24 protein-coding genes are annotated in these 26,903 nt (G+C 43.1%); 15 read left to right on the top strand and 9 right to left on the bottom strand.

Features of this window, described 5'->3' with window-relative positions:
* Positions 1 to 5: 5 nt before the first annotated feature.
* Both pnuC and nadR read right to left on the bottom strand, forming a co-directional pair.
* On the bottom strand, positions 6 to 737 hold the full coding sequence (pnuC, locus tag JMW94_RS02410; protein WP_087814081.1) for a nicotinamide riboside transporter PnuC: 732 nt from the start codon (positions 735 to 737) through the stop codon (positions 6 to 8).
* 113 nt (positions 738 to 850) lie between these two features.
* Positions 851 to 1,891: a multifunctional transcriptional regulator/nicotinamide-nucleotide adenylyltransferase/ribosylnicotinamide kinase NadR gene (nadR, locus tag JMW94_RS02405; RefSeq protein ID WP_201600539.1), complete on the bottom strand. Its 1,041-nt coding sequence runs from the start codon at positions 1,889 to 1,891 to the stop codon at positions 851 to 853.
* A 562-nt stretch (positions 1,892 to 2,453) separates the two neighbouring features.
* Here nadR and JMW94_RS02400 point away from each other — a divergent pair.
* The 4 genes from JMW94_RS02400 (at position 2,454) to JMW94_RS02385 (ending at position 6,792) form a co-directional block, all read left to right on the top strand.
* Positions 2,454 to 2,666 carry a PspC domain-containing protein gene (locus JMW94_RS02400; RefSeq protein WP_045444125.1) on the top strand — a complete coding sequence of 71 codons (213 nt, stop codon included), beginning with the start codon at positions 2,454 to 2,456 and terminating at the stop codon, positions 2,664 to 2,666.
* A gap of 488 nt (positions 2,667 to 3,154) precedes the next feature.
* A complete protein-coding gene (glyQ, locus tag JMW94_RS02395; RefSeq protein ID WP_201565653.1) occupies positions 3,155 to 4,141 on the top strand; it encodes a glycine--tRNA ligase subunit alpha in 987 nt (328 codons plus the stop codon).
* Between the two features lie 9 nt (positions 4,142 to 4,150).
* Positions 4,151 to 6,244: a glycine--tRNA ligase subunit beta gene (gene glyS / locus JMW94_RS02390; protein WP_201600536.1), complete on the top strand. Its 2,094-nt coding sequence runs from the start codon at positions 4,151 to 4,153 to the stop codon at positions 6,242 to 6,244.
* 251 nt (positions 6,245 to 6,495) lie between these two features.
* The gene (locus tag JMW94_RS02385; RefSeq protein WP_045454062.1) at positions 6,496 to 6,792 is read left to right on the top strand and encodes a hypothetical protein; all 297 of its coding nucleotides are present in this window, start codon (positions 6,496 to 6,498) and stop codon (positions 6,790 to 6,792) included.
* A gap of 82 nt (positions 6,793 to 6,874) precedes the next feature.
* On the opposite strand, the gene JMW94_RS02380 is transcribed toward JMW94_RS02385, so the two are convergent.
* Both JMW94_RS02380 and JMW94_RS02375 read right to left on the bottom strand, forming a co-directional pair.
* The gene (locus JMW94_RS02380) at positions 6,875 to 7,306 is read right to left on the bottom strand and encodes a cell division protein ZapA (protein ID WP_201600534.1); all 432 of its coding nucleotides are present in this window, start codon (positions 7,304 to 7,306) and stop codon (positions 6,875 to 6,877) included.
* Positions 7,307 to 7,422: 116 nt separating this feature from the next.
* The gene (locus JMW94_RS02375; protein WP_055124734.1) at positions 7,423 to 7,863 is read right to left on the bottom strand and encodes a hypothetical protein; all 441 of its coding nucleotides are present in this window, start codon (positions 7,861 to 7,863) and stop codon (positions 7,423 to 7,425) included.
* A gap of 246 nt (positions 7,864 to 8,109) precedes the next feature.
* On the opposite strand from JMW94_RS02375, the gene JMW94_RS02370 reads away from it, so the two are divergent.
* The 5 genes from JMW94_RS02370 (at position 8,110) to JMW94_RS02350 (ending at position 12,189) form a co-directional block, all read left to right on the top strand.
* Positions 8,110 to 8,763, top strand: coding sequence for a UPF0149 family protein (locus JMW94_RS02370; RefSeq protein WP_198329493.1), 654 nt, complete (start codon positions 8,110 to 8,112; stop codon positions 8,761 to 8,763).
* A gap of 78 nt (positions 8,764 to 8,841) precedes the next feature.
* Positions 8,842 to 9,324 (top strand): nucleoside deaminase, encoded by a 483-nt coding sequence (locus JMW94_RS02365; RefSeq protein ID WP_198329492.1) that lies wholly within the window; start codon positions 8,842 to 8,844, stop codon positions 9,322 to 9,324.
* Positions 9,325 to 9,459: 135 nt separating this feature from the next.
* Positions 9,460 to 10,680: an acetylornithine deacetylase gene (argE, locus tag JMW94_RS02360; RefSeq protein ID WP_198329491.1), complete on the top strand. Its 1,221-nt coding sequence runs from the start codon at positions 9,460 to 9,462 to the stop codon at positions 10,678 to 10,680.
* Between the two features lie 145 nt (positions 10,681 to 10,825).
* Positions 10,826 to 11,560, top strand: coding sequence for a LysE family translocator (locus tag JMW94_RS02355; protein WP_201600531.1), 735 nt, complete (start codon positions 10,826 to 10,828; stop codon positions 11,558 to 11,560).
* Positions 11,561 to 11,691: 131 nt separating this feature from the next.
* Positions 11,692 to 12,189 carry a GNAT family N-acetyltransferase gene (locus JMW94_RS02350; protein ID WP_193837003.1) on the top strand — a complete coding sequence of 166 codons (498 nt, stop codon included), beginning with the start codon at positions 11,692 to 11,694 and terminating at the stop codon, positions 12,187 to 12,189.
* Positions 12,190 to 12,372: 183 nt separating this feature from the next.
* Here JMW94_RS02350 and miaB read toward each other — a convergent pair whose 3' ends face one another.
* Entirely contained in the window at positions 12,373 to 13,863 is a 1,491-nt protein-coding gene (gene miaB / locus JMW94_RS02345; protein WP_201600529.1) for a tRNA (N6-isopentenyl adenosine(37)-C2)-methylthiotransferase MiaB, read from the bottom strand.
* A gap of 387 nt (positions 13,864 to 14,250) precedes the next feature.
* On the opposite strand from miaB, the gene JMW94_RS02340 reads away from it, so the two are divergent.
* The 4 genes from JMW94_RS02340 to JMW94_RS02325 all read left to right on the top strand — a co-directional run bounded on the left by JMW94_RS02340 (position 14,251) and on the right by JMW94_RS02325 (position 19,373).
* Positions 14,251 to 16,389 carry a lytic transglycosylase domain-containing protein gene (locus JMW94_RS02340; protein ID WP_201600527.1) on the top strand — a complete coding sequence of 713 codons (2,139 nt, stop codon included), beginning with the start codon at positions 14,251 to 14,253 and terminating at the stop codon, positions 16,387 to 16,389.
* A 529-nt stretch (positions 16,390 to 16,918) separates the two neighbouring features.
* The gene (locus JMW94_RS02335; protein WP_201600525.1) at positions 16,919 to 17,560 is read left to right on the top strand and encodes a ribonuclease T2; all 642 of its coding nucleotides are present in this window, start codon (positions 16,919 to 16,921) and stop codon (positions 17,558 to 17,560) included.
* Between the two features lie 378 nt (positions 17,561 to 17,938).
* Complete coding sequence (locus tag JMW94_RS02330; protein WP_045454237.1) at positions 17,939 to 18,922, top strand: malate dehydrogenase; 984 nt, start codon at positions 17,939 to 17,941, stop codon at positions 18,920 to 18,922.
* A gap of 211 nt (positions 18,923 to 19,133) precedes the next feature.
* Positions 19,134 to 19,373: a DUF2789 domain-containing protein gene (locus tag JMW94_RS02325; protein ID WP_201600523.1), complete on the top strand. Its 240-nt coding sequence runs from the start codon at positions 19,134 to 19,136 to the stop codon at positions 19,371 to 19,373.
* Between the two features lie 98 nt (positions 19,374 to 19,471).
* Here JMW94_RS02325 and ribF read toward each other — a convergent pair whose 3' ends face one another.
* Entirely contained in the window at positions 19,472 to 20,512 is a 1,041-nt protein-coding gene (gene ribF, locus JMW94_RS02320; RefSeq protein ID WP_201600521.1) for a riboflavin biosynthesis protein RibF, read from the bottom strand.
* Positions 20,513 to 20,775: 263 nt separating this feature from the next.
* Between ribF and JMW94_RS02315 the strand changes: the two genes are divergently transcribed.
* Positions 20,776 to 21,390 (top strand): GNAT family N-acetyltransferase, encoded by a 615-nt coding sequence (locus JMW94_RS02315; protein WP_201600519.1) that lies wholly within the window; start codon positions 20,776 to 20,778, stop codon positions 21,388 to 21,390.
* 11 nt (positions 21,391 to 21,401) lie between these two features.
* On the opposite strand, the gene JMW94_RS02310 is transcribed toward JMW94_RS02315, so the two are convergent.
* From JMW94_RS02310 to ampD, 3 genes are all read right to left on the bottom strand, one after another.
* Positions 21,402 to 22,031 carry a hypothetical protein gene (locus JMW94_RS02310; protein ID WP_201600516.1) on the bottom strand — a complete coding sequence of 210 codons (630 nt, stop codon included), beginning with the start codon at positions 22,029 to 22,031 and terminating at the stop codon, positions 21,402 to 21,404.
* A 111-nt stretch (positions 22,032 to 22,142) separates the two neighbouring features.
* On the bottom strand, positions 22,143 to 23,693 hold the full coding sequence (gene murJ / locus JMW94_RS02305; RefSeq protein ID WP_201600513.1) for a murein biosynthesis integral membrane protein MurJ: 1,551 nt from the start codon (positions 23,691 to 23,693) through the stop codon (positions 22,143 to 22,145).
* A gap of 173 nt (positions 23,694 to 23,866) precedes the next feature.
* Positions 23,867 to 24,454, bottom strand: coding sequence for a 1,6-anhydro-N-acetylmuramyl-L-alanine amidase AmpD (gene ampD, locus JMW94_RS02300; protein WP_201600510.1), 588 nt, complete (start codon positions 24,452 to 24,454; stop codon positions 23,867 to 23,869).
* A gap of 278 nt (positions 24,455 to 24,732) precedes the next feature.
* On the opposite strand from ampD, the gene JMW94_RS02295 reads away from it, so the two are divergent.
* Positions 24,733 to 26,835, top strand: a complete 2,103-nt coding sequence (locus JMW94_RS02295; RefSeq protein WP_201600507.1) for a DUF4105 domain-containing protein — start codon at positions 24,733 to 24,735, stop codon at positions 26,833 to 26,835.
* The last annotated feature ends 68 nt before the right edge of the window (positions 26,836 to 26,903 follow it).

Here is a 26,903-nt window from a genome sequence, read left to right as displayed (position 1 = left end):
AACCGTTAACCTTGTTCACTGCGCTGCCATTCATACAAACCAATAAAGGCGTTTATTTGATATATCATGGTTTGAATGGCAAAAATGTAATTGCCCGACATTAAATTGACGATGAGCCAGACAAAGTTAACGATAATCCATAACCACCAGTTAAATGAATAGCGCAAAATCATCGCGGCTTGTGCAGTAATGGAGAGGACAAAAGCAATGACGTTGATCCAAAAGAAGGAGATAAATCCTAGGAATTTGCTATTATCATCTTCAACCACTGCATAGCCATAGCTGGCGAGTAAATCATTCACCGTGGGGAAAAGTGCGAGACCAATAATAATAAAGGCGGCGGTAATCAACCAAACCGCTTTGCTCGCCGCCTTTGGTATCATGTCGCCATCAGGATCGGTATGTTTTGACCAATAAAAAATACCGTAGACATGGGTGAAAAAGTTAAAGAGCGGCGCGAGCATCAAACCGACTGCACCAGACGTCGCCTGCACGACGACTTCTCCCGCAGTCGCTGCCATTCCCAACCCGTTGCCCATGACATTTTTGCGAAATGATAGCGAAACCACACAGACCAAACCAACGAAAGACACGCCCAAATAAAACATATCAAGTGTGGTGTGTTCTGTCGTGAGCCAAAAACCTGCGGATAATGCTATCACCCCGCAAATGAACCAAGTGACAATCCATTGCATCGCCCACTTTCCAGTAATATTATCTAATAGCTGAATACGCATAAAGCCTTTTTCCTTAAAGTATTAAAACTACAATGAGTTCTTATTTTATTTTTTAGTATCATATTATTTTTGTATTATCGCTATTCTTGCCATCGCTATTTTTACCATCTCCTCTATCTGCCATAAACATACTGATCGATAAGCAGCAGCGCTTGCTGATAGCGCGCATCGTAATCTGGCTGATCAACCATGTGTGGTTTGATATCATGACGAGCAAAAATATCGACGAGACGTTGCTCAAAGCGTCCACGCGCCTCAGGCGTGCCCAATGAGCGCATGCCATCATCAATCCACGGCGTATTGTTATCCAGCATAATGGTATGATCTAAGCGAAACTCATCGATACAAGCCGCCACAAAAGGATGGCTGCGACCTTCATATTCTTCACAAAATGCTTGAGTGGTCACAAAATCGGTATCAACGATGGTGACAGGAGCGGTCGCATTAGCCGCCGCATCTCTTATAGCTTGAGCATGCTGAAGGGCAATCGGACCATAGTCATTGTATTGTAGACCGACTTCACTACCGCCCAAATCTGTACCGACATATAAGCGTCCCATCTCTAAAGCAAAGCTGGCGCCATAATAATTGGCCAGTTTATGCACCAATGTGGTCTTACCCGAACTTTCGCCGCCAACAATCGCCACCGTTTTGGTATAGTCGCCGCGCGCTTGCGGGTGAATGGCTGACCAATGCGCGACTGGATTACGAGCGATGGCATAAGAATCAAACTCAGGCTGTAGCGGGGTCGTGACGACTGGTATCGATAATCGCTCATAGACACCACTCTGCGCCAATGGATGGTTTTCTGCGACAAACAATACTGTATCTGCTGGTAAGTCGAGCGCTGTCGTCAAACGTTGTAGTTTGGCATTGCTGGCAGGAATGTCGATTGTCACATCAACGAAGCTATCATGTAGCGGCAGCTCAATCTCATGAGTGGTATGAATCTGGATAAATGGCAAATCAGCACACGCCATCTGTAGCCAACGTGCTTTGTCTTGCAAAGTAATGTCAAAGTCTGGATGCGGTGCTGGATGCGCCATAATGATAATATGCAAGGTTTTCGCTTGTCCTGCCGCAGCCAATATACTGCGCATTTGACCTAAGTGTAGTGGCTCAAAATGTCCAATCATCAATCCTGACTCGTACATAGCTTTCCTTAATTTTTAGTCATGCTTCATCGCACTAATTTTATAGATAGACTGCTGGAATATCTGTTATTTACCAGCATGTTATAAAGGTTTAAGGCGATTTACAGGTAGGTTATTGTAAAGGGGTGTTTTTTTATACGACTGTTTTCTGATAAAAATATGACCAAGCTATTAATTTAACTGTAATTGTTTGAGTATCTCACCATTTCTGAAGTTTCATCTACACAATATCTATGTGCTGAAAATGGCTAAATATTGGATTTGTAACAACATGTGTAATATGGCAGCAATAAAGCTAATCGTGAAACATTTTGAAATAATTATTTAAAATCAGCAGTTTATGAGGTTTTATGACAGATTAGGGCAAGCTTGGTTAGCATAAACTCACAAAGTACGTCTATACGTTCAACAGATAAATATTAAATAGTTGCTATACTTATTCATAAGTTAAGAAGGCTAAGTAGTTTCCTGACTAGAATCGGAAAAAAAGCATAAAAATAGAAGAAAAAAAGTAAAAAGCAGAATTTTGAATAACAATAGAAATGATAGAGAGGTATTTGATTTGGCTAAACTAGCAAAACTACATCGCTCACAGAACAATCGCATGATAGCAGGTGTGATGGGCGGCATTGCCGAATACGTTGGTTGGTCACCAACTTGGGTGAGAGTATTATTCGTGATTATCTCATCTTTGAGTGCAGCAGTACCTGGCATCTTAATTTATATAATTTTATGGATAATCATGCCAAAAGCGACTAATGCCTCTTACCAGTAAGGTTATTTCATATTTGCTCGTATCTTTTTAACAGCTTAATAGCAGTATCGTTTTAATAGAATTACTATAGAAATTAGTTCAGATAGATTTTTACCAAAAAAAGAGAATAGCAGTTCGACTAAAAAACAAAAAGCCTGACTCATCAGGATACCAAAGACATACCTTTCCTCCTGCCCAGATGCTCGCGCATTTGGGTATTTTTTTATCTGCTACTTTTGTGCCTTCTATATTGCAGTAGTTTGATTACAAATGAGCCTTATAACGACTGGTTTAGGTCTGCAGCATAAATTTAATTGATGTAAATATAGATAAAATAGTCAATTTTTAGTAAGGTGAGCAGGCAAATAGAGTCGTTGCCGAATAGGCTATACGAGTGCTATCAAAACTTTATTTATAAATATCCATTCCACAGTGGCTTTACTATGAAAACCCAAACTATGACATCCCAAGCGACAACTCCGATGATAGAAAATACAGACCCTCAACCGATGACGTTTCAGGATTTAATCCTAACCCTACAGAATTATTGGGCAGATAAGGGCTGTGTTATCTTGCAGCCTTATGATATGGAAGTCGGCGCGGGTACTTTTCACACCGCGACATTTTTACGCTCGTTAGGTCCTGAGCGTTGGAATGCTGCCTATGTGCAGCCATCACGTCGTCCAACTGATGGTCGCTACGGTGACAACCCCAACCGCTTGCAGCATTACTATCAGTTTCAAGTGGTGCTAAAGCCAAATCCACCCAATATCCAAGAGCTGTATTTGGACTCGCTAAGAGCCATTGGTATCGATCCGTTGGTACATGATGTGCGTTTCGTCGAAGACAACTGGGAGTCGCCTACGCTAGGTGCGTGGGGACTTGGTTGGGAGATTTGGCTTAACGGTATGGAAGTGACCCAGTTTACCTACTTCCAGCAAGTGGGCGGCATTGAGTGTTTCCCAGTAACTGGCGAAATCACTTATGGTCTTGAACGCTTGGCGATGTATGTGCAAGGCGTTGATAGCGTTTACGATTTGGTTTGGGCAGATGGTGAATTTGGTCGTGTGACTTATGGCGATGTTTTTCATCAAAATGAAGTGGAACAGTCTACCTATAACTTTGAGCACGCTGATGTGCCAATGATGGGTCAGATGTTTGACTTTTATGAGCAGCAAGCAGATAAATTGGTTGCTGAAGGGTTGCCATTACCTGCCTATGAGATGGTACTAAAAGCCTCACATGCTTTTAATTTACTCGACGCTCGTGGTGCGATTTCAGTGACCGAACGTCAGCGTTTTATCCTACGTGTGCGTACGCTTGCCCGTAAGGTTGCCATTGGTTACGTTGAAGCACGCGCAAAATTGGGTTTTCCATTAGCGGATGAGGCGCATCGTCAAGCGGCGCTCGATAAGTATTTGCCCAAAGAAGACGCTGCAACTGAAAGTACAGAAAATAATCAAGCTACTGACAACAACCAAACTACTAATAAATAGGAGCATCCCATGAGTACTATTCTATTTGAACTGGGGTGTGAAGAGCTACCTCCAAAAAGCCTAAAACCTCTACGTGATGCGCTACAAGCGAGTGTCACTGAACAATTGAATGAAGCAGAAATTAGCTTCGATAGTATCAAAGCCTTTGCTGCCCCGCGTCGTTTAGCGCTTCAAATTCAGGGCATTAGCGATAAGCAGCCGGATCGTAGCGAGCAAAAGCGCGGTCCTGCGATTAAAGCTGCCTTTGATGCGGAAGGTAATCCAACACGTGCAGCAATGGGTTTTGCCAAGGGTTTAGGCATTGAAGCCAGTGAGCTGATAACGATTAACACCGACAAAGGTAATTATGTTGGTTATGAGCAAGTCATTCATGGTCAAGCAACTACTGAACTGTTAGCTACCATTTTTCAGACTGCACTAGACAATCTACCGATTGCTAAGCGTATGCGTTCAGGTGCCAGCCGCAATGAATTTGTGCGTCCAGTCCAGTGGGCGGTATTGATGCAAGATAGTACTGTCATTGATGCGACTATCCAAGGCCATCAAACAGGCACGCAAACTCGTGGCCACCGCTTCCATAGTCCTAACTATCATGAGATTGCGCACGCCAATGACTACGAAGAATTACTAGGCGGTTTAAAAGTCGTGGCTGATTTTGATAAGCGTCAAATGCTGATCAAAAACCAAGTCAAAGCACTAGCAGATGAGGTCAATGCTGATGCTATCGTGCCGCAAGATTTGTTGGATGAAGTCACCGCATTGGTTGATTTTCCGATTGCACTGCGAGCAAGCTTTGAGCCACGTTTTTTACAGGTACCGCAAGAAGCGCTTATCTCTACCATGCAAGCGGATCAGAAGTATTTTTGCTTAACTGATAAAGCAGGCAAGTTGCAGCCTTACTTTATTTTTATTACCAACATTGAGTCAAAAGATCCCAATCAAATTATCGAAGGTAATGAGAAAGTCGTACGTCCGCGTTTAGCCGATGCCGAGTTTTTCTTCTTGCAAGACCAGAAGCAGCCATTGTTTGCGTTGACAGAAAGCCTCAAAACTCGCGTTTTCCAAGACAAGCTGGGTACGATTTGGGAAAAATCTGAGCGTATTGCCAAGCTTGCCGCCTTTATTGCCGCCTTGATGCAACAGCAAGGTCAGCAGATTGATATCGATGAAACGGTGCGTGCGGGTATTTTATCCAAAGCAGATTTAGCTAGCTCGCTCGTAGGTGAATATCCTGAATTACAAGGCATTGCAGGCACTTATTATGCGCGTTTGAATAATGAGCCTGAAGCAGTCGCGGCAAGTTTAGAAGAGCAATATTTGCCCAAGTTCAGCGGTGACGTATTACCACAAACACCAATTGGCATTTGCTTAGCATTAGCCGACCGTTTAGATACGCTTGTTGGTATTTTTGCCATTGACCAAGCACCGACGGGTTCAAAAGATCCGTTCAGCCTACGTCGTTCAGCCATCGGTATCTTGCGTATTTTGATCGAAAAGCAATTGCCAATTAATCTGGTTGCGCTCGTTGAACAAGCAATCAAAGGCTATAGTGACGCTGAAGGCAGCAAGATTGAAAAAATGGGTGATACGTTTACTCAGGTCATGGCATTCTTAAACTCGCGCTATCGTGCGATGTATACCGAGCAGGGCGTGAGCGTCGATATCATTCAGGCCGTGCAAGCGATTAACCCGCATATGCCGCTTGATTTTGATCAGCGTATTCGCGCTGTTCAAACGTTTAGCGAATTGTCACAAGCTTCAATGCTTGCTGATTCAAACAAGCGTGTCGCCAATATATTGGCCAAATCAGAAGTGAGTGTCGCTGATACTGTCGATGAATCGCTATTGTCTGAATCTGCCGAGCAAAGTTTATATGCAAGCGTGCTGCAAGCGCAGACGGCGGTTAAACCGCTGCTAGAACAAGCGGATTACACACAAGTATTGCAAACGCTTGCCAGCTTAGATGAGCCGTTGACGCAATTCTTTGATAATGTGATGGTCAACAGTGAAGACGCCGCCCTTAAAAACAACCGCTTAGCGCTGCTTAAGCAAGTACGCGCATTGTTTTTAACCGTCGCTGATATCAGTGAGTTGCAGCTATAGTTTTACTAATATAGATCGCTCACTTTATTTTCTGTTTAATACAAAAACTGGCCCGCTATGGCCAGTTTTTTACACCGTATCATGGCATTTATTGATAAATTACCATGATAAATGGATGGACAATTAACTCGCTAAAGCATAGCACTATCGTCAGTATTGATGGTTAAGTTATACTGTTCAGACGTATTGAATAATCCGCCAAACGGCTTTTATCATTCATAGCGCTTACTCATATTTAAAGGAGCACTGCCGTGTTTGCTGTTATCATTATCATCATCGTTATTTGGATAGTAATGTGGGGGTTTTATAAATTTATGTACCCGCGTGCGCCCAAAAGCATGATGCCAAAAAAAGGGGATGTGATTACACCGCGTCAGTGCAATTTTTGTGGCAACAGCTTGGCTGAATACCGCGGCGTCCTTGAAACCAAGCCCAACTTGGCTGCAAATAGTGAAAGTGCTATTGGTGAAAACCAAGCATTGTTTTTTTGCAATTATGAGCATCAAGCAGATTTTCATGCAGGTAAGGTTTATAACCCTAATGTATAAATAATTATATTATGACTTAGGCATAAAAAAGCGCTTGGCTCATCAGAGCGAAGCGCTTATTGTTTCGTCGCCTAATATGCGCTTATAAAACAGACTGTGCGTCTTTCATAATTTTATTTAATAGCGCTTCGGATTGTTTGTCTTGCTGTAGTCGATCTTCATCGCTTCTTTGATTGGTGTGTATTTTTTCATACAAATTCAAGCAGCACAGTACTAAGATACTTTCTTGACTGAGGCTTGGCGCATCTCGTTTGAGATCTAGTGCATGGTTATTGATATACGAGACAGCTGAGAGCAGCTCTTCTTGTTCGTGTACTGGGCAATAAATAGGATAAGTGACACCCGCAATTGCAATATCAACCTTTTTGATTTGTGGTTCAGGGATAGTGGTTTTCACAGTAGCACTCGACGTATTTGAACCAGTTGCAGCGACTGGTTGTAGTTTAGAAGAAATATTCTGCTGTTGGCCATTTTGTGGCTGTTTCTCTATAGAGTTTTTGTGGTCATCGGTCATGATAAATCCTACAATGTTTGGTCAGTAAAATGAGTAATATAAGATATTACCGTTTTGATTTTGTCGGTTTCATTAGCAAGCAGTGATGATCGGTCATCGCTCATTGCCATCACTGATCAGCCTTCTACTTGATCGATGTGGGTTAAGCGTTTTAATACAACTTGTGTACGCTCCGCTGCCAATTGATTCTTTTTCTGCAGCTCACTGTTTTGCTGTTTAATATCGCTATATTGCTGCTTTAATTCATTATTTTGTTGCTGTAACTGGCTGTTTTGTTGTTGCAATTGACTGACCTGTTTTTGCAGTTTGTCTTGCTCTTCGCCTATCATATGATGCGCTTCAGCCAAGCTTTGGTAGCGCTTGTCGAGATCGTTCAATTGTTTTTTGGCACCGTCGCGTTCGCTATGACTAGTGTTGAGCTTGGTCGTTAATGCTGCAAGCTCTTGAGGGTCGCTAACAGGATGCTGTTTGAGGCTGCTAAGTTCAGCACTGACAAGCTGATACTGTTTTTTTATGTCGAGTATCATTTTTTCTAATATTCTAAGTTGATCATACATAGTCAGTTTTTATCCTTAACAAGTAAGCGTGAATGAATTTAGTTCTCTGCGTTTAATAATGCCATAGGTGACCGCATAATATCTATATCAACAAAGTAATTACCTATATTAGGTGTTGTTTGTTTATTTTTATTAGCCATGGTTTGATTGATAATATCAAGCGATGTCTCACACCTATTTTATTCGTCTATTTTTATTTTTTAAGCAATATTTTTTAAGCAATAATCAATCACTAGGATCTTTATTATGAATGACAATATATCTGGCTGGAATACATGGCTGACTGCTTTTGATGACTGGACTGACGTGTCTATCAGCGAAGTGCACGGCTTGATGACAGGGCTTATGACTGCCTGTAATGCGCCTGATGAGCAAGTATGGGCTAAGGTATTTGAGGAGCTCAGTTTTGCGCCTTTACCTGATGAGGCATTGACACTGTTAACAGAAGAAGCGGAAGACACGGTTTTTCAGCTTAAAGACAAAGACGATGCTTATTCTTACACGCCATTAATACCAGATGATGAACATGATTTGTACGAGCGCGTGATGGCATTGAAACAGTGGGCAAATGGTTTTATGACGGGTTTTGGGATTACCGACTGTGGTCTAAGTGGTGACGAAAATGAGATGTTGTCTGATTTGGCTAAAATCGGTGGTATTCGCTTAGAAGATGACGAAAACTTTGAAGGTGGCGAAGAGTCTTATCTGCATATTTATGAGTTTGCGCGCATGGTGCCAGTGAGCTTTGCCACCCGCACGCGTAAACCTGTCAAAGATATTGCCCTGATTGCTGGACTGGCTATCGATGCAAAAACCACCAAAGAGCTGCAGGCAGAAGGCAAGTTACCAAAGCCAATGCCACCAGTCGTTGATGCGATGAATCAAAACCGTCCTTCATAATAAAGACGCTATCGTAAATGCTTTGATATGAGTTGATATTCAACACGTCCTAGTATGAAGTGATAAAAGGAGATGGAGATGATAACTGACAATGATATGATTCATTTACGCCGCTCTATTGAGCTTGCTACTGAAGCTTTCGAGGCGGGCGATGAGCCATTTGGTAGCGTATTAGTCGACGGCGACGGTCATGTGCTGCATGAAGATCGCAATCGTGCCAATTCTGTCGATGCTACTTATCATCCTGAGATTGCCGTTGCTAAATGGGCCGCAGAGAATATGACTACTGACGCGCGTACAAAAGCGGTGGTTTATACCTCAGGCGAACATTGTGCCATGTGCTCCGCTGCTCATGCGTGGGCAGGGCTTGGTCGTATCGTTTATGTCAGCTCATCAAAACAGTTGGATGAATGGATGGAGGAGATGGGCGTAAAATCCTCATCACCAATTAACTCATTAAGTATTCAAGAAGTAGCACCAAATGTACCAGTACAAGGTCCGATTGCAGGCTTGGATGAAGAGGTAAAAGATTTACAAAGGCGTTCATTGCAAAAAAGCTAACGCTTTCTATTTTTACCATTCCAGAAATTACAGTAGCGAAAAATGAGTGCGAGTACTACATCTAATAGGCTTGGAAAATTTAACATCGCTAACCGTATTTCTAAAATCGGTATTATATCGTGATAAGGATATTTCATGACTTCGAACAATAATAATCAGCTCAAAAATACGTCTTACCCTGCGCATAGTATCGATTGGCTAACGCGTTTGATTGGCTTTGATACGGTCAGTCGCCATTCAAATTTAGCCTTGATTAAAGATGTGCAAGCCTACTGTGAACAATTGGGTTTGATAGTAGACTTGACTTTTAATGAAGCCAAAAACAAAGCCAATCTATTCGTTACTGTGCCAGCAGGGGCAAACGCTGACGAAGTCAATCATGGTCTCGTGCTGTCTGGTCATACTGACGTCGTGCCAGTCGACGGGCAAGCATGGACATCAGAGCCTTTTACCGCGACGATACGTGGCAATAAGCTATACGGACGCGGTGCGTGTGATATGAAAGGCTTTATCGCTTGTGCATTGACGTTATTACCACGCGCTGTGCAGTTATCAAATAGCGGTCAGTTACGTCGTCCACTGCATTTAGCATTGTCATTCGATGAAGAAGTGGGCTGTTTGGGTGCGCCATTGATACTGGCAGATTTGAAAGCGCGTGGTATCACACCTGATTATTGTATCGTCGGTGAGCCAACCAATATGACGATGGTTGTGGCACATAAAGGCATTGCCGTTTATCGTTGCCGCGTCCATGGTAAGTCTGCGCATTCGTCATTGACCGCCCAAGGTGTCAATGCTATCAGCTATGCCAGTCGTTTGATTGGTTATGTCGATGAGTTGGCAGAAGAGATTAGTCATCGCAGTGATAATGATGCACTGTTCGATGTGCCTTATTCCACATTGTCTGTAGGCACGATTCGAGGTGGGACGGCAACCAATATTGTCCCCAATCTGTGCGAGTTTACCTTTGACTATCGTAATCTGCCGCATATGACGCAAGAGGATATTCTTGCACCGATTCAAGCGAAAGTGGCAGAATTAAATGCCCAGATGCAGGCACGTGCTGCCGATACTGGCATTGAGCTGATGCAAGAAGAAAGCGTACCGGCAATGACTGATAACGACAGTGCTGAATTGCAATCGTTAATAGCCGCACTGACTGGAGATAACGAGCGTCATAAAGTGGCTTATGCAACTGAGGGCGGGCAATTTACCAATGCTGGTATCCCAACGATTATCTGCGGTCCCGGTAGTATTGAGCAAGCACATAAAGCCGATGAATATGTCGAGCTGAGTGAAATTGAGCGCTGTGATAGTTTTTTACAGAAGTTATTAGACAGCTGTACGATCAATTGATGGATTGAATCAGCAAGTGTTCCTTTCTGTTATCAGCAAGTGACGAGTTAGCATAAAATACACCGTCGTTATGGCGGTGTTTATTTTTTAGCAGTTTGGCATTATTACGATAAATTTTTATAAATAACAAAGTAGGGGTTGGTCGATGTCTTGGCATCTGTTTGCAGTATTCTTTGCAAGTACGTTTTTTATTTCAGCGACCCCAGGTCCCAATATGCTGCTCGCGTTTCAGTATGGCATGAACTATGGCGTAAAGCGCACATTGTGGACGCTGGCAGGACTGAGCCTTGGGCTATTTATATTACTGCTTTCGACCCTACTTGGACTCGATGTGATTAGTCGCCAGTCGCCTTGGTTGTTGACAATCATTAAAGCAGTGGGTGCGGCTTATTTAATCTATCTGGGTATTAGCTCTTGGCGCGATGTAGGCGATGGCAGCTTGATGAGTGATGCTCGTGAAATGAGCGAAGAAGTCGCGGCTGAATATTCTATTTCTGACAGTGAAGATACAGCTGGTACACCGCAGCCACGTTCGCTCTCAAGCGAAGCGGTGAGAATCTTGCCAAGCAATGTGACCTTGTTTCGTACAGGTGTATGGGTATCGCTATCCAACCCCAAAGCCATCTTATTTTTTGCCGCTTTCTTCCCCAAATTTATCAATTTTAGTGCGCCGTTATGGCCGCAATATTTTTTATTAACGATAGGGTTGTTCTTAAGTGAAACAATTTGGCAAATCGTTTATACCTTGGGTGGTACAAAACTGGCAAGTTGGCTCGATGTTGGCAATCGTTTAGCGTGGCTCAATCGTGGTTGCGGCGTCATATTTATCATCATTGCAGCCGCTTTATTGGCTGAAGTAATAAATGGTTTTGTGGTTTAAAAAACGAATCTAATGGGTTACGTTTTATCGGCGCTTTCTACGTGAGCTTGACAAAAGTAATTCACCCTGCACACTGAGACAGGTAGCTTAGTTTGATCTATTAGGTATTTTATGATTGGGCAGATGATCGTATGTTAAATATTGAGATAAAAATTTTAAGTGTTAATGAGCTTAACGATTTCAGAACTATCAGACTTTCAGCTCTAGAAAAATCTCCAAGAATGTTTGGATCTACATATGTAGCAGAAGTAGCAAAACCCCCAATTTTTTTTGAAAATTGCTTATCAAGTTCAACTGTATTTGGTGCCTATCATAAAAATAAAATCATAGGTTTAGCCACCTTCACACAAGAAACTGGAATAAAGTTTTCTCATAAAGCGTATCTATCCAGTGTATTCATTGAACCTGAATTCCGAGAAAAAGGCATAGCAAGTCAATTGCTTAGGGAAGTTGTGGAGTATAGTAAAAAATATGTGGAACAAATTTTACTTACTGTAGCTGATGATAATAAGCCTGCTATTAATTTCTATAAAAATTTTGGTTTTCAAACTTATGGAATAGAACCAATGGCATTGAAAGATAATGAGGAATATATTAATGAGATCTTAATGAAGTGTTTTGTGTTATAGCACTTTTACTGTGTTCAAAAGTCAATATCTGAATATGTCTTTACAGCAATCATTTAGAAAGTTAAGTATCGTTTGCACTCTCTTTGAGAGCTTGATAAAACTAACCCACTTTATGAATTAAAAAGCCGTTCACTATCATAGCGAACGGCTTTTTTGTTTTTACTCAAACTTATAATATAACGGTTACGCCAATACTTCTATTAGCTCACCCTTGACCATATGTGGACTGACGAAATCAGTAATACGTACGCTCACGAGTTTACCCAACATCTCATCCATTTTTTCGACATCATGAGGGAACATGACCGTACGAGTGTTATCCGCTGTGCCGATTAAGCAATCAGGATGACGGTTGGCAACTTGTTCCACCAAGACACGAGTGGTGGTTCCAACCATCTCATGCGTTTTCGCTAGTGTTGAATCAATGATGACTTTTTGGAATTCTGCCAAGCGCTCTTTTTTAGTTTTGAAACTCACATCATCTGGCAATTCTGCTGCTGGCGTGCCCGGACGCTTAGAGTAGATAAAGCTGTAAGAATGATCGAAATTCAATTCTTTTGCCAAGTTTAGTGTATCTTGGAAGTCTTGATCCGTCTCGCCAGGGAAGCCAATGATAAAGTCACTCGATAAGTGAATATCAGGGCGAATGGCTTTAAGTTTATTAATCTGATTGATATACACATCAATCGTATGGTTGCGTTTCATCGCTGCCAAGATAGCGTTTGAACCGCTTTGTACGGGTAGATGTAAGTGCGATACTAGCTCTGGTAATTGTGCATACGCATCAATGATGTCATCGGTGAACTCTAGTGGATGGCTGGTCGTATAGCGAATACGCTCAACGCCATCGACATGTGAGACATAATGTAACAGCTCAGCGAATCGGCAAATGCTGCCGTCATCTTTTTCACCACGATAGCCGTTGACGTTTTGACCCAATAGGTTGATTTCACGAATACCTTGAGCGGCAAGACTGTCAATTTCAGCCAATACGTCATCAAGTGGGCGTGACAATTCTTCACCGCGGGTATAAGGCACCACGCAAAATGAGCAATACTTCGAGCAGCCTTCCATAATAGAAACAAAAGCTTTAAATCCCTCTACTTTTGGCTCTGGTAAAAAGTCAAACTTCTCGATACTTGGGAATGACACATCAATCGTACCGATACGGTTTTTAGGCGCGATTTCACGCTGCTCATTTGATTGATCATACAGCTCTGGTAGACGATGCAAGGTTTGCGGGCCAAATACCATATCGACATAAGGCGCGCGCTTTTGAATATTATCACCTTCTTGAGAGGCAACACAGCCGCCAACACCGATCACAAGATCAGGACGCTTTTCTTTTAATTTGCGCCAGCGACCCAATTCTGAAAACACCTTTTCTTGCGCTTTTTCGCGGATAGAGCAAGTATTCATCAGCAATACATCGGCTTCATCAATGTCATGCGTCACTTCCATACCGTGGGAATCACCGAGCACGTCCAGCATTTTGCCAGAATCATAGACGTTCATCTGACAGCCCTGCGTGGTGACAAAGACTTTTTTAGTCGCTGTTTTGACAGGTGCTTGGGCTGAACTTGATTCTTTGAGTGCAGTGACAGCAGGCGCAGTAGCGGTTGTTTCAGCGACAGCAGTGTCATCGATGCGGGGATTAAATACAGTAACACTCATAAGGATAAGTCCATGATTGACTAAAAATATAGCGTGATAGGTGATTAACAGGTGGCGTATTTTATCACAACCCTATGACAATGTGAAAAATTAGCAGGGTCAATTGTTGGTCGTCATGATAAATTATTTATAATAGTATCAATTGTTTACTGCTACTAGTAACGCGTTTGGCAAAAATTATGGCTTGCTATCACTTCTATGTTACACCGTGCTATCGTATTTATTAACAAAAGGTAAAGGTGATGGTTGAAAGTGCAACGAGTATAGTATGATGAATGCGACCATATTAGCGCGATTGATTAAATCGCGATTTACGCCGTTTTGGCATTGTTATGCTAAACATATTATTTAGCCAAATCATTTGGACACATTACAAAGAGAGTCAGTATGACAAAGCCGCAGGTTGCTCATAGCATCAAGGATAGAGAATCTATTAAGCAAAATGAAGATGCAAAACGATTGAAAGCAAGGACGCTACGAGTCAGTGCGTTAAGTTTGGCGACAGCAATGAGTGCGCTAGGATTGTCACAGGTGGCTTGTGCTGAGCTGACGTGGGGCGAAGAGGACAGTTATCAGCAAGAAGGCAGCTATCAACAAAACAGTGGCTATCAGTCAGACAATGGTGTGAGCTCATTTACAGCAGCGGCAATTGCGGCAGAACGCGGTGATGTCAGTGCCTTATACAATTATGAGCAAGCAATGAGCGGCGGTTTGTTTGCTATGTATCCCACTTATTGGCGGATGAATTTAGATCTTAATTCGCAAAGTTCGGCGGCGGTATCACAGTTTGTGCGTCAATATCCAAATACGGTGATGGCAGAAAAGCTGGTGGCGGATTTTGCTGAGACTAAAGCAGGCTCCAATGATTACGCCTCAGTACGCCAAGTTGCGAATTTAATTACCAATGCGGATGCCAGTGAGCGCTGTGCGGTTGCGCTTGGGTTCAATAATGGTGGCGATACTATGCGGGCTATGGCAGCCAAGTCTGAAGTTTGGTTGACGACCAAAAAGCAGCCAGCCTTGTGTGACCAGCTCGCGATGGAGATGAATAATAACGCGCTGATTAGCAATCAGGATCGCGCGGCGCGGCTCAAGCGTATGCTACGTAAAGGTAAAACGGGTGACATTATGGCATTGTCATCACGTTTAGGAACGCCCATTGCTTATTCAGCATTGAGTGAGATTCAACTGAATCCGTCTGCTTTTTTTAGCCGTTTTAGTCGAGAACCTGCCAGTCAAAACAATCAATACTTATATCTATATGCTATGGGACGCGTTGCTGACAAGTCTTACCGTGAAGCTGCATTACAGTTAGATTTTGATGTTAAGCAAGACAATCAGCGTTCAGTTAAATTGTTGAATGGGGAGACTCGTCGCTATGCGTATCGCATCCTTGGGGTGCAACGTATGAATCATAATACGGATGATGGTTTTAATGCTGAGGCGGTTGACTGGTTCCGCAATAGCCTAGACGAAGATTTTAATTTTGAAGAAGCCGAAGATTATGCCATGGCAGCGATTCGCTTTAGCCGCTGGGACGATGTGGTCGAAGCCATCTCAAAAATGGAGGCTGAAACCCAAAAAAGTGACCAGTGGCAATATTGGCTGGCTCGCGCTTACGAGCAATCGAGCGATGCTAACAAGCGTAATACTGCTAAAAAAATGTATCAAAACTTGGCAAAAAATAATGACTATTATGGCTTAATGGCAAAGGATAAAGTGGGTCAGCGTTTTGATGCCAGTCGTTTGGGTGGTAATAACTTACCAAATGTCAGTACCGCTGATCGCGCACGTGTCATGCAAGATGCCAACTTTGCGCGTGCTTTTGCTCTATATAATGCTGACGCCAGCCGTGCCTATGCCAATCGTGAATGGAACTGGGCGGTAAAGCAGGCGCGCGACAAGCGTGATGATAACTTGATTATTGCCGCTGCTCGTCAAGCCTATGATATGGGCTGGCTCGACCGAGCAATTTATGCTGTTGATAATACTGATAGAGTAGACAGCTTAGCGTTATCACATCCGATGCCGCATCAAGATGCAGTCGTACGTTATAGTCAGTCTGCTGGTATCGATCCTGCTTGGGCTTATGGCATCATGCGTCAAGAAAGTCGTTTTGTTGCATCAGCACGCTCAAACGTTGGTGCCAGTGGTTTGATGCAGGTGATGCCTGACACGGCAAAATATATTGCTCGAAATTTGGGTGAGACCTATAGCGCCAGCCGTGCCAATAGTGGCGATACCAATATTCGTTATGGCACGTGGTATATGGGTGATATTTTCGGTAAGCTAAACCGTCAACCTGTGTTGGCAACGGCTGGCTATAATGCGGGTCCGAACAATGCCAAGCGTTGGCAACCAGTATATGGTTCGCTCGCAGCCGACCAGTACGTCGAGTCGATTGCCTTTCCTGAAACCCGTAATTACGTTAAACACGTGATGGAAAATGCCACCATTTATAGCAGTCTATTAGGTCGTAGTCAGCCTATTAGCCAGCGCATGGGCACGATACCTGCCGCGTTCTAAAATGCTAATGTATAAATTAAAAAAACCATTCGTGAGCAATCATTAATGGTTTTTTTATGTCACTTTTGATCGTGCAATCAAAACTAGTTTTGTCTTGACGCGATGCCTAATTCGACGCCCAACCTCGCTGATGATGACATGCTAACGTTGCGATATTTTTGTACTATTGATGCTATCATTAGCTTATGTTTACGTTTCTGCTATAGATTAAAAAAAACGTTTTGCTACCATTGCATCAATTAGTGTCTTTTATACGTGCTTATAATAAGTGCTTATCAATCAACGCACACATTTTTGTTAGCTCTATTCTTAGTTTTATCAGTGTTTATACGTCGAACACTATGAGCTAAACGATAGCCCATGTTTTTATCATTGCTAGATGCCTTCAGCCCCTATGATCAAAAAATATTTCAATCTGTCTCTGTTATCCAAAGTTCGGCATCAGTCATCTATTCAGCAGATGCAGGTGCGCTCGCTATCTACTCTGACGCCAGATTTAAACCAATCAAGCTCGATAACTAATACATCTATGGATAAACTAAATACGATGCTAAGTATCGGTGCATTAGTGATATTGCAAGGCGTTATGATGATGCCGGTACATGCCGCGAGCGCTGTTAAGAGCGGACAGCGTGTGTTGATGATTGAGATGACGCCAGCATTGTGTAGCATACAGCCGACACGTGCCCGCATGCGTCAATGCTTGGAAGGTTATTCGTTGACAGTATCAGGTTTAGATATGGGCTATGGTGAGCGCTGTGGACGCGGTAGTGAGCCACGTCTGACACCGTTACAGTTAAAAGTCGTCAACCGTATTATGCCTGATACGACAGTGCGTAGCCAAGCTTGGCAGCGTTATGGGGCGTGTAGTCCGCTTAGTGCCAGTAGTTATTTCCGCCAGATTACCAATTACGCTGGCGCATTAAAGCTGCCTAACGAGCTTAATACGGGTAATAGCTATACAGTTTCTAAATCTCGATTTATCAGTCAAATGACCCAGCTTAACAGCGGTATGTCCTCAAACAGTATTGATTTGATTTGCCAAGCGGGCAGTCGTCGTCAATCAACATTGACGGATATCCATATTTGTTATGAAGGGAGCGAATTTGGCACATGTCATAATGTTGTGAATAATTGTGGCAGTAAGTTCGTCATTTCGGGTGGAAAATAGTTTTTTTAGCCTATTTAAATGCTTATTGTTTGAATTGAGGACACGCCCTAATAATACTCGCTTATTTTAAGTGTTGTATCCACTGTATACAACGCTTCTCAATGCTGTTATCAGCTGCCTTTTATTGCTTTCTAGCACTGTATCCGTATAGGTTTACAGTAGGTATAAAAATCCTCCCGTATAAAATGTAACAATATAATCGGTGGTCGGCGTCTTATTGTCTCTAGACGATTTGCTGAACGAAGTGCTACACTAGCTCTCGGTTTATGACTGCTATATTCAGTAGGCAAGTCGCTATTTACAACGATAGTCATCAATTAGAACCATCAATCAGAATCATGAATTATCTAATCTATAATTAGGGAGTATTCAATGTCAATGAAACAGCCTTTACGTGTTGCCGTCACTGGTGCCGCTGGTAATATCAGCTATGCTATGTTATTTCGTATTGCATCTGGCGAGATGCTAGGTAAAGATCAGCCAGTTATTTTGCAATTGCTTGAAATCGCTCCAGCACTTGACGCCCTAAAGGGTGTGGTCATGGAATTAGAAGATTGTGCATTCCCTTTATTAGCAGGTGTTGTGCAGACTGATGATGCGACCGTTGCATTCAAAGATGTTGACTATGCTTTGCTAGTCGGTTCACGTCCGCGTGGTCCAGGTATGGAACGTAAAGATTTGCTAGAAGCCAACGCTGCAATTTTCTCAGCACAAGGTAAAGCGCTGAATGACGTTGCAAGCCGTGACGTAAAAGTATTGGTTGTTGGTAACCCTGCCAACACCAACGCCCTTATCGCTCAGCGTAATGCACCAGATCTTGATCCACGTAACTTTACTGCGATGACTCGTCTAGATCACAACCGTGCCATGGCACAGTTGGCTGGCAAAACTGACAGCACCGTCAATGACGTGAAAAAAATGATCATCTGGGGCAACCATTCATCAACGCAGTATCCTGATCTGACTGCTGCTACTGTCAACGGTAAGCCTGCATTAGATTTGGTTGATCGCGAATGGTACGAAGCGACTTATATCCCAGAAGTACAACAACGTGGCGCAGCAATCATTAAAGCACGCGGTGCATCATCTGCCGCTTCTGCTGCCAATGCTGCCATTGCACACGTACGTACGTGGGCATTGGGTACTGATGAGAATGATTGGGTATCAATGGGCGTTTATTCAAACGGCGAATACGGTATCGCAAAAGGCTTGATTTACTCATTCCCATGCACGTGCACTAACGGCGACTGGTCTATCGTAGACGGCGTTGATGTATCATCAGATTTCTCTAAAGAGAAAATGGCAGCGACTGAGCAAGAGCTTAGCGAAGAACGTGATGCGGTCGCTCATTTACTACCATAAGCAGCCAATGTCATAAAGCTGTTATATAGAAATTGATCTAAAAAAGCCCTCTATATTAGAGGGCTTTTTTATGTCTTGTCTGCCTATCCAAATACAATTGATAACGTTAGATACACGTTGATTAACAGCTATTAAAATAAAGCTTGCTACAATAAATGTGTCAATTTAGATAATAAACACAAAGACACTCGTACCATTTAAGGAGAAAAACATGTTGGGTGAACCAGAATACAATATGAATGAATTATTTGCACAGTTGGGACTTGATAGCTCAGATGCAGCGATTGACAGTTTTATCGAAAATAATCAGTTGGATAAAGAAGAGAAGTTGATAGAAGCGAGCATTTGGACAGACAATCAGCGTACTTTTCTACAAGAAGAATGGGAAAAAGATGCGGAATGGGTAGAGGTCATCGATGACTTAAACGTACGTATGCATCCAAATGCTTAGAAAAACCCCATTAAATAAAAACCCACTAACGTTATAAACGCTGTGGGTTTTTTTATAAATTATAGATATCGAGGGTCGCATTTAAGCTTAATAGCAACCTAAATGGGCTGCTGCTCTCGCCACTCAATCAATGCTTTCACATCATTATGGATGCCTGTTTTTAATGCTTCTAAGCCATCATAATGTCGTTCACCATGTAAATAATGCAAAAATCGAACCTGTAAAGTTGATCCATATAAATCGGCATTTAATTCTGGGAAATGAACTTCCAAACGCCAATCATGTTGTTTATCGACAGAGGGTCTGGTGCCGATATTGGCTGTCCCAAAGAGGCTATTGGAACGTAATCCTGAGATACCTGATTTGCCATCTATAGCAAGTGCCGATAAGCCATCAGCAATCACTTTCCCATCCTCGTCGAGGCTGACGACATCAACAGCAAAGATACCATGCAGGGCAGGTTTTAAACGCTGTAGGTCAATATTTGCAGTAGGAAAGTCCATTGTGCGACCTATTTTATCGCCACCAACGACCATTCCTGTAATCGCATAATCGCGACCAAGTAGCGCATTAGCAGCGTCAATATCACCAGCCAATAGTAAGTCTCGAACGCGAGTAGAGCTGATACGTGCCGCTTTACCACTATTATCGATGACGGTATGTAGGTTGGTCACATCTAAGCCATAATTCCGTAAAAACTGACTGTCGCCAGTACGGTCATGACCAAATTTGAAGTCATCACCCAACACCAACGCTTTGACATTTAAGCGCAGGGCTAAAATATCCGCAAATGCTTGGGCGGATAGCGAGCGAAACTCTGCATCAAATCCTGCCACAATCAAGGTCTCAACGCCATATTCCGCTAACAAAGCTTGTTTTTCAGCGAGATTGGTGAGTCGAGCAGGCGCGGTGGCTGGCGCAAAAAATTCACGAGGCTGTGGCTCAAATATCATGACAGCAGAACCAAGATTTTGTGCATGCGCAATATCACGGACTTGTTCAAGCATCGCTTGATGACCAAGATGGACACCATCGAAGTTACCGATAGTGAGCACACAGGGCGCTAAATTTACTGGGCTAGTATTTGCAGTCAAATTACTTGGCGAGGCAATCAGTTGCTCAAGAAAATAGGTGTTCATAAATTTTCAGCTATGATAGATAAAACCAGATAAAAAACACACCCGTACCAAAATCAATGTGTTTAAAGTCAGCCATTATAAAGTAAAATGACCACACTAACATCCTATAGTCTACTGACAATAAAAGTATGGCGCTATCCGCTCTGTCATCTTAAAATACCGTGATGTTTGTCCACATGCTTTTGTAATGACCCTCTTTATGGATGGATTGTCTTGCAACAATTATCACTCATAGACTATTAATTAATAATTACGGAGACCTTATGTCCGTTGCTGCCTTGAATGCTGTACCAACTGTTTTGTTAGAACACTATCTCACTGATGAGTTTGTCGTGCAGCGTGCAAGTAGAGACGACTTGTCAGAGATTTTGGCGATTTACAATCAGGCTATTGCAGGTAAGCAAGCCACTGCCAATCTTACCCCAGTGACTTGTGAAGAGCGTGCAGATTGGTTTGATGAGCATATAAACAGTCCGACGCGTCCTATTTATGTCGTAAAAGCGATGCATAAGACCACGCAGAATGCAGCGAAAACAGAGACAGCAACAATCGTCGCTTGGGGTAGCTTTAGCGATTTATATGCACGACCGGCTTATCATATCAGCACTGAGATTAGTATCTACTTGCATCAGGATTATCACGGTCAAGGGTTGGGCAGCTTATTGACATGCTGGATGTTGACACAAGCGCCAAGCCTAGGCATTCATAATGTAATCGCGCTTATTTTTGCGCACAATCAGCCAAGCTTAGGATTGTTCCGTAAGCTTGGTTTTGAGCAATGGGGATATATGCCAAAAGTGTGTGATATGCAAAGCTTTATCGCTGATGTTGTAATGCTGGGTAAAGCGGTGACATCGGATGATGATTCAGATAAGTAAGCTAAAATAGCTTAACCCAAGATCTTCCATTGACCTTCTATCTTCTGTAGCTGATAGGTCAATGGTGCAGGTTCGCTTTGTCCTTTTAGCATCAGCTCCCCAATGATGGTGGCACGGGTTTTATCATCACTGTATTTAGTATCGGTAATAGTGACGCCATCAACCGTTTGCTGAAAGGCATACTGGGTTTTAGCCAGCTCTTCTTCGAAGTTTGCCATATCTACTTTATAATATTTAACAGCTTCCTTTACCTCGCCATAATACAAGCTATCTAGTGCTTGCTTTACAGTATCTTCTGGTGTGCCAGCTTGGGTCGTATTGGTTACGAGGCTCTTTTGCTTGGGCGCAGAAGTGACTGGATTGATATCATCACTATCAATAGCCGTTTCATCTTTACCACTCTCAGCCGCCTGCTTGCTGTCAACTGTGCTATTCGCATCCACTGCTGACGTTTGATTAGCAGCGCTATTTTCAGCATTAATGCTTTCATCAGCACTGCCTTCAGCGATGGCTGCCGTATCTTCGGCACTATTAGCTGTCTTATCGTTATCGCTACAAGCACTTAAAAGCAGTCCAGTGCTAAGGACACCAGCAGTCAGGATGGTTGGTAAGCGTAGTAAGGTTGCTCGTTCGGTTATCATTATTAGCCCTCAGATTTCATTTATTCGTTAATGGTTAATTATGGCAACTATCCGCATCCTTCACTATCCATTCTCTTACTAAGCTTGTTTTGGTTTCGTAAGTGAAGCTGCTTAACCATGCTTTAGCTGGCGCGGACGGAAACCAGTGGCTAGTAATACCACGCCATAAACCAGCGCCCCTACGGCACACATAATGAGCAAAGCGGCGATACGTCGCCACTGCGCATCATCGCTAGGGAAATAAGGCAGCATGACATAAAGTACGCCAATCATAGCGCTGGTCGCAATCGCAAACTGGGTGAATAGTTTTTTCCAATGACTGCCAAAGCGGAAAATATCACGTTTATGTAAGAAGTAATATAATAAGCCTGCGTTCACAAAAGCTGCGCCCGTGGTTGCTAAGGCCAAGCCGCCATGTAGTGGAATCTCTAAGAAATAAAATATACCGATGAAAATGATACTAAAAATCATGTTGGCAAAGACAGAAATGATACCGATTTTTACAGGTGTTCTGGTATCTTGACGGGCAAAAAAAGCAGGGGCAAAGATTTTAATAAGCATAAAGCCTAAAATGCCACCAGCCATACTACGTAATGCGAGCGAACTCATCTGCGCATCGCGTAAGGTAAATTCACCGCGCAAAAACAGTGCTTGCATCAGTACATCGGCAAGTATAAACAACGCTGCTGATGCAGGGACACCGACTAAAATGATTAAGCGTGCCGCCCAATCGATGGTCTTTTTAAAGCTAACATCATCTTTTTGGGCTTCGCTTTTCGATAAACTGGGCAAAATGACTGTACCGATTGCCACGCCAATCAAGCCTAATGGCAGCTCACTCATACGCTCTGCGGCATACAGCCAAGAAACCGAACCGCCAATCATCAATGACGCAAAAATGGTATTGAGCAGTAAATTAATCTGAGTGACAGAGACCCCAAAGATGGCAGGCAGCATGAGTTTTAAAATACGGCGAACGCCTTCATGCTGAAAGTCAACCTTGGGTGCGACCAGCAGCTTTTGTTGCCATAGCTGCGGCAGCTGCAGTAAGAATTGCAACAATCCTGCGATAGCGACTGCATAGCCTAGCGCCATGATAGGAACATCGAACATAGGGGCAAAAATTAGCGCGCCACCAATCATACATAGGTTCAATAACACGGGTGCAAAAGCAGGCGCAGCAAAGCGTCCGTAGCTTTGTAAAATGCCACTGGCAAAGGCGGTCATAGAAATAAATAGCAAATAAGGAAAGGTCAGACGCAGTAATTCAGCGGTAATAGCAAATTTACCTGGTTGATCAGCAAAACCAGGCGCGAATAAAGTCACGACCCAAGGTGCCATTAAAATAACAACGACGGTAAGCATCGACAAAATTAACAACAGAGCGCCTGAAGTACGACTGACTAAGATTTGTACCTGCTGCAAACTATATTTTTCTTTGTATTCAGATAGCACAGGGACAAAGGCTTGACTAAAGGCACCTTCTGCAAATAAACGCCGCAAAAAGTTTGGGATTTTGAAGGCGACTAAAAAGGCATCCATCAGACCACCAGCGCCAAAGACGCCTAACAATACGACATCGCGTACCAGACCTAAGATACGAGACAGCATGGTCATACTACTGACCACCATGGTTGAACGAAATAACCGACTTTTTGCCATGAGAACCTATTGTGCTAATTTGTTTAATGAAGGTTGTTTACTAAGTTGCTGCTATCAAAAAGCTGACGAATTATAGCATTTTCATAATCGAGATAAATGGATTGGATGTGGAATATGATGCGTACAGTTAATAGAGCTTGTAACAAGATTGACAAAATAATTATCCATACAACTTAACCTTCAAGAATGTTGGCGACCATCTCACGTAATTTTGCCCATTCAAAATAATCACCGGGATCTGTTTTGCGACCAGGGGCAATATCGCTATGACCTGTTAGATGACGACGAGTTTTGGGGTAGGTGGCATAAATGGCACAGACCACTTTTGCAAGTACCTCATATTGTGCGGCGGTGAAGGACACAAAATCAGACCCTTCAAGCTCAATACCGATGCTATAATCATTACATTCAGGGCGACCCAAATAGCTAGAGCGTCCAGCATGCCACGCGCGCTTATTAAAATTGACAAACTGAGTCATCGTGCCATCACGCTCGATAAATAAGTGAGCCGAAACCTCCGCGCCTTTAATCGTTTGAAAATAGGGATGCGCCGCCCAGTCTAGCTGATTAGTAAATAATGCTTTAACGTAGTGGATGCCGTCAGCATCAGATGCTCCGAACTCGTTCGGAGGTAGGCTGATATTATGAATAACAATAGTATCAATACTCATATCTGTTGGTCGCAGATTGCAGTTTGGTGATGCAAGGTATGTGGCGGCAGATAATCTGCCATCGTTAATCGTTATTGGTGTTATGGACATAATATTCTCTTTTATCATGATATTAATAAGTGGGCATTGACTGCTGGTTGTTAGCCATTTTTTTTTCATCAATTAATAGCCATTCTGACAGTAGCTACCTTGGTAACAGTAGCTTTGATAGTAACAACTTTGATAACAGCCACTTTGACTAAGATATTTCAATGATCTAGCTCGTATATGGTTTTTGAGATTATTTTAGTGGACGATCCAATCGGCATTATCAACCAGCCATCAATCACGCTATCGGCGTATGAATAATAACGTGCGAGGTTTACCCCATGTCTCTAAAGCCTAATTTTTTATCTGTAGATTGTACCCTAACTACTATGAGTCAACGAGCGCGTTTACCACTTGCTATTGCAGGATTGTTACTCTCTGCACAAGCGCAAGCTTTTTTGCCAACCCCAGCATCATTAGTAACGACAGGAGCATTAGCGCCTACGCCACAAGCTGCTGCAATCGCTAATAATACGCCAGATAATGCTGCTCAAGAAGACACCCAAGGGCTAGAAAAAAGTAACGTTGAGCAATTATTAGTCAAGTGGCGTGAGCAAGCAGCAACACAAAATTTAGCCCAAGATACGACATGGCGACGTTTGTTATATTTCTTTGATGATCAAAAGAATTTGATTGGTAAGAAAAAAGACACCAGTATGGTTGATGAGGCTGACTTTTTTTTGAGTGAGCATGGTCGGCAAGACTCGAATGCCGAGCTTGATGCGTTACTCGTCGCCCTCGCTAATGAGGTAGCGACAACGAATAACCGTACTTTCAAAAAAGATACTGCCAACAATTCGGTATTATGTCGTTTTCCAGCGCGTGTACAATGGTTGACCGATACATTGAACATTGATAAGGCGACGCTACAAGTTGACTGTCCGGAGTTGAATGAATGGATGCAAAAGATCGCCCCCGAGCAGCTATCTATCATGTTTGCCCAAGAATATTTAGACAACCCTTTATCAGCCTTTGCTCATACCTTATTGCGTATCGACTCAAAATCGAGCGTGGCTGATCCGAGCCAGATTCATCACGCGGTTGCGTTGAATTATACGGTTGGTGGTAATCCAAAAGACAATTTTGTGGTGTATGCCATCAAGTCAATGACCGGCGGTTATGACAATCTCATTGAAATTGATCCTTATCCCGCAAGGCTGGCGAAATATCTGCAAGAAGATGAGCGCGATGCGTGGACATATCAATTGGATTTGACACCAGCGGAAGTGCAGCAGATTATGTTACACGTTTGGGAAACCAAAGATTTAAAATTGCCGTATTACTTCACCACAGATAACTGTGCGTCTGAGATTTTGCGCTTAATTGATGTGGTGCGTCCGCAGCAGCACTTATTGAGTCGCCTGCCTTATGCCGTGATTCCCTCAGATGTCGTGCAGTTGCTTGATGATGAAGGCTTACTTGCCAGCACCAACTATACCCCTGCTGATAGCACTTTACGCCAAGCGCAGTTAAACAAGGTCAAAGAGCAGCGCGAGCAATTCGGCTATCACAACAGCGCCAAGCAGACGATCAATGAGATTAAATCTGCCCAACTTAATGCGGTTTCGAGCATGTCAGCTGATGGACAGACGTTATTGCAGCCTAATATAGCGGTATCAGATAATAATCCAATAGACAGACATCCGCTGCAACTGGCTCATATGGGACTAGGGCAGCGCGGTGATAATAACTATATCGATTTAGGCTTACGAGCGGGCTATCATGATATTCTTGATCGTCCCTCAGGATTCCCACAGTTTTTTGACTTAGAAGGCGCATCTGCGACTTTGCGTCTGTACGACACCGATAATGACAAAGCCAATCAGCCAAACAGTGTGGTTTTGCAAAATGTGACATTGATTCGTGGGCGCTCATTTAATCCGGTCAATTCTGCCAAAAAAGGCAAAACGTGGGGCGCCAGCATCGAGGCGACGCGTGTGAATGATGGCTCCCAGCAAGACGGTCGCGATCATTTAGTTGGGAGCTTGGGCTATGAATCAGGTTGGTCATGGGCATTTGGCACGCCTCGCACAGGTACAGGCGAGATGCCGCCGCAGCTATGCTATACCTTTTTGTCCGGCACAGCGCAGGCAGGGCGCGGTATCAATAAAGGCTTTCGCGTTGGTGCTGGCGTCAATGCAGGCTGTCGTTATCAGATTAACAATCAGTTACGCGCGCAGGCTGAATTGCAACTGCCATATTGGTATCATGGCAGCAGCGATGACTCTAACGTGCGTGGTCATTATTGGCAGCCGATATCGACATTAGGGCTGCAGTATGATATCGATAAAAAACAAGCATTACGCATTAATGCCAACTACGAATGGCAAGATCGTGTTGATGCCAATGAAGACGTACAGCTGTCGTACAGACGCTATTTTTAACATTTATTACTGAAAAGATGTATAGGTTATTAAAAAGATGTATAAGCAGTCATTAGAAATGGCGTTCG

Source organism: Psychrobacter immobilis (assembly GCF_904846185.1).
Classification (GTDB): Bacteria; Pseudomonadota; Gammaproteobacteria; order Pseudomonadales; family Moraxellaceae; genus Psychrobacter; species Psychrobacter immobilis_B.
The sequence above is the reverse complement of the archived record's forward strand: the minus strand, read 5'-3'. Positions and strand labels throughout refer to the sequence as shown.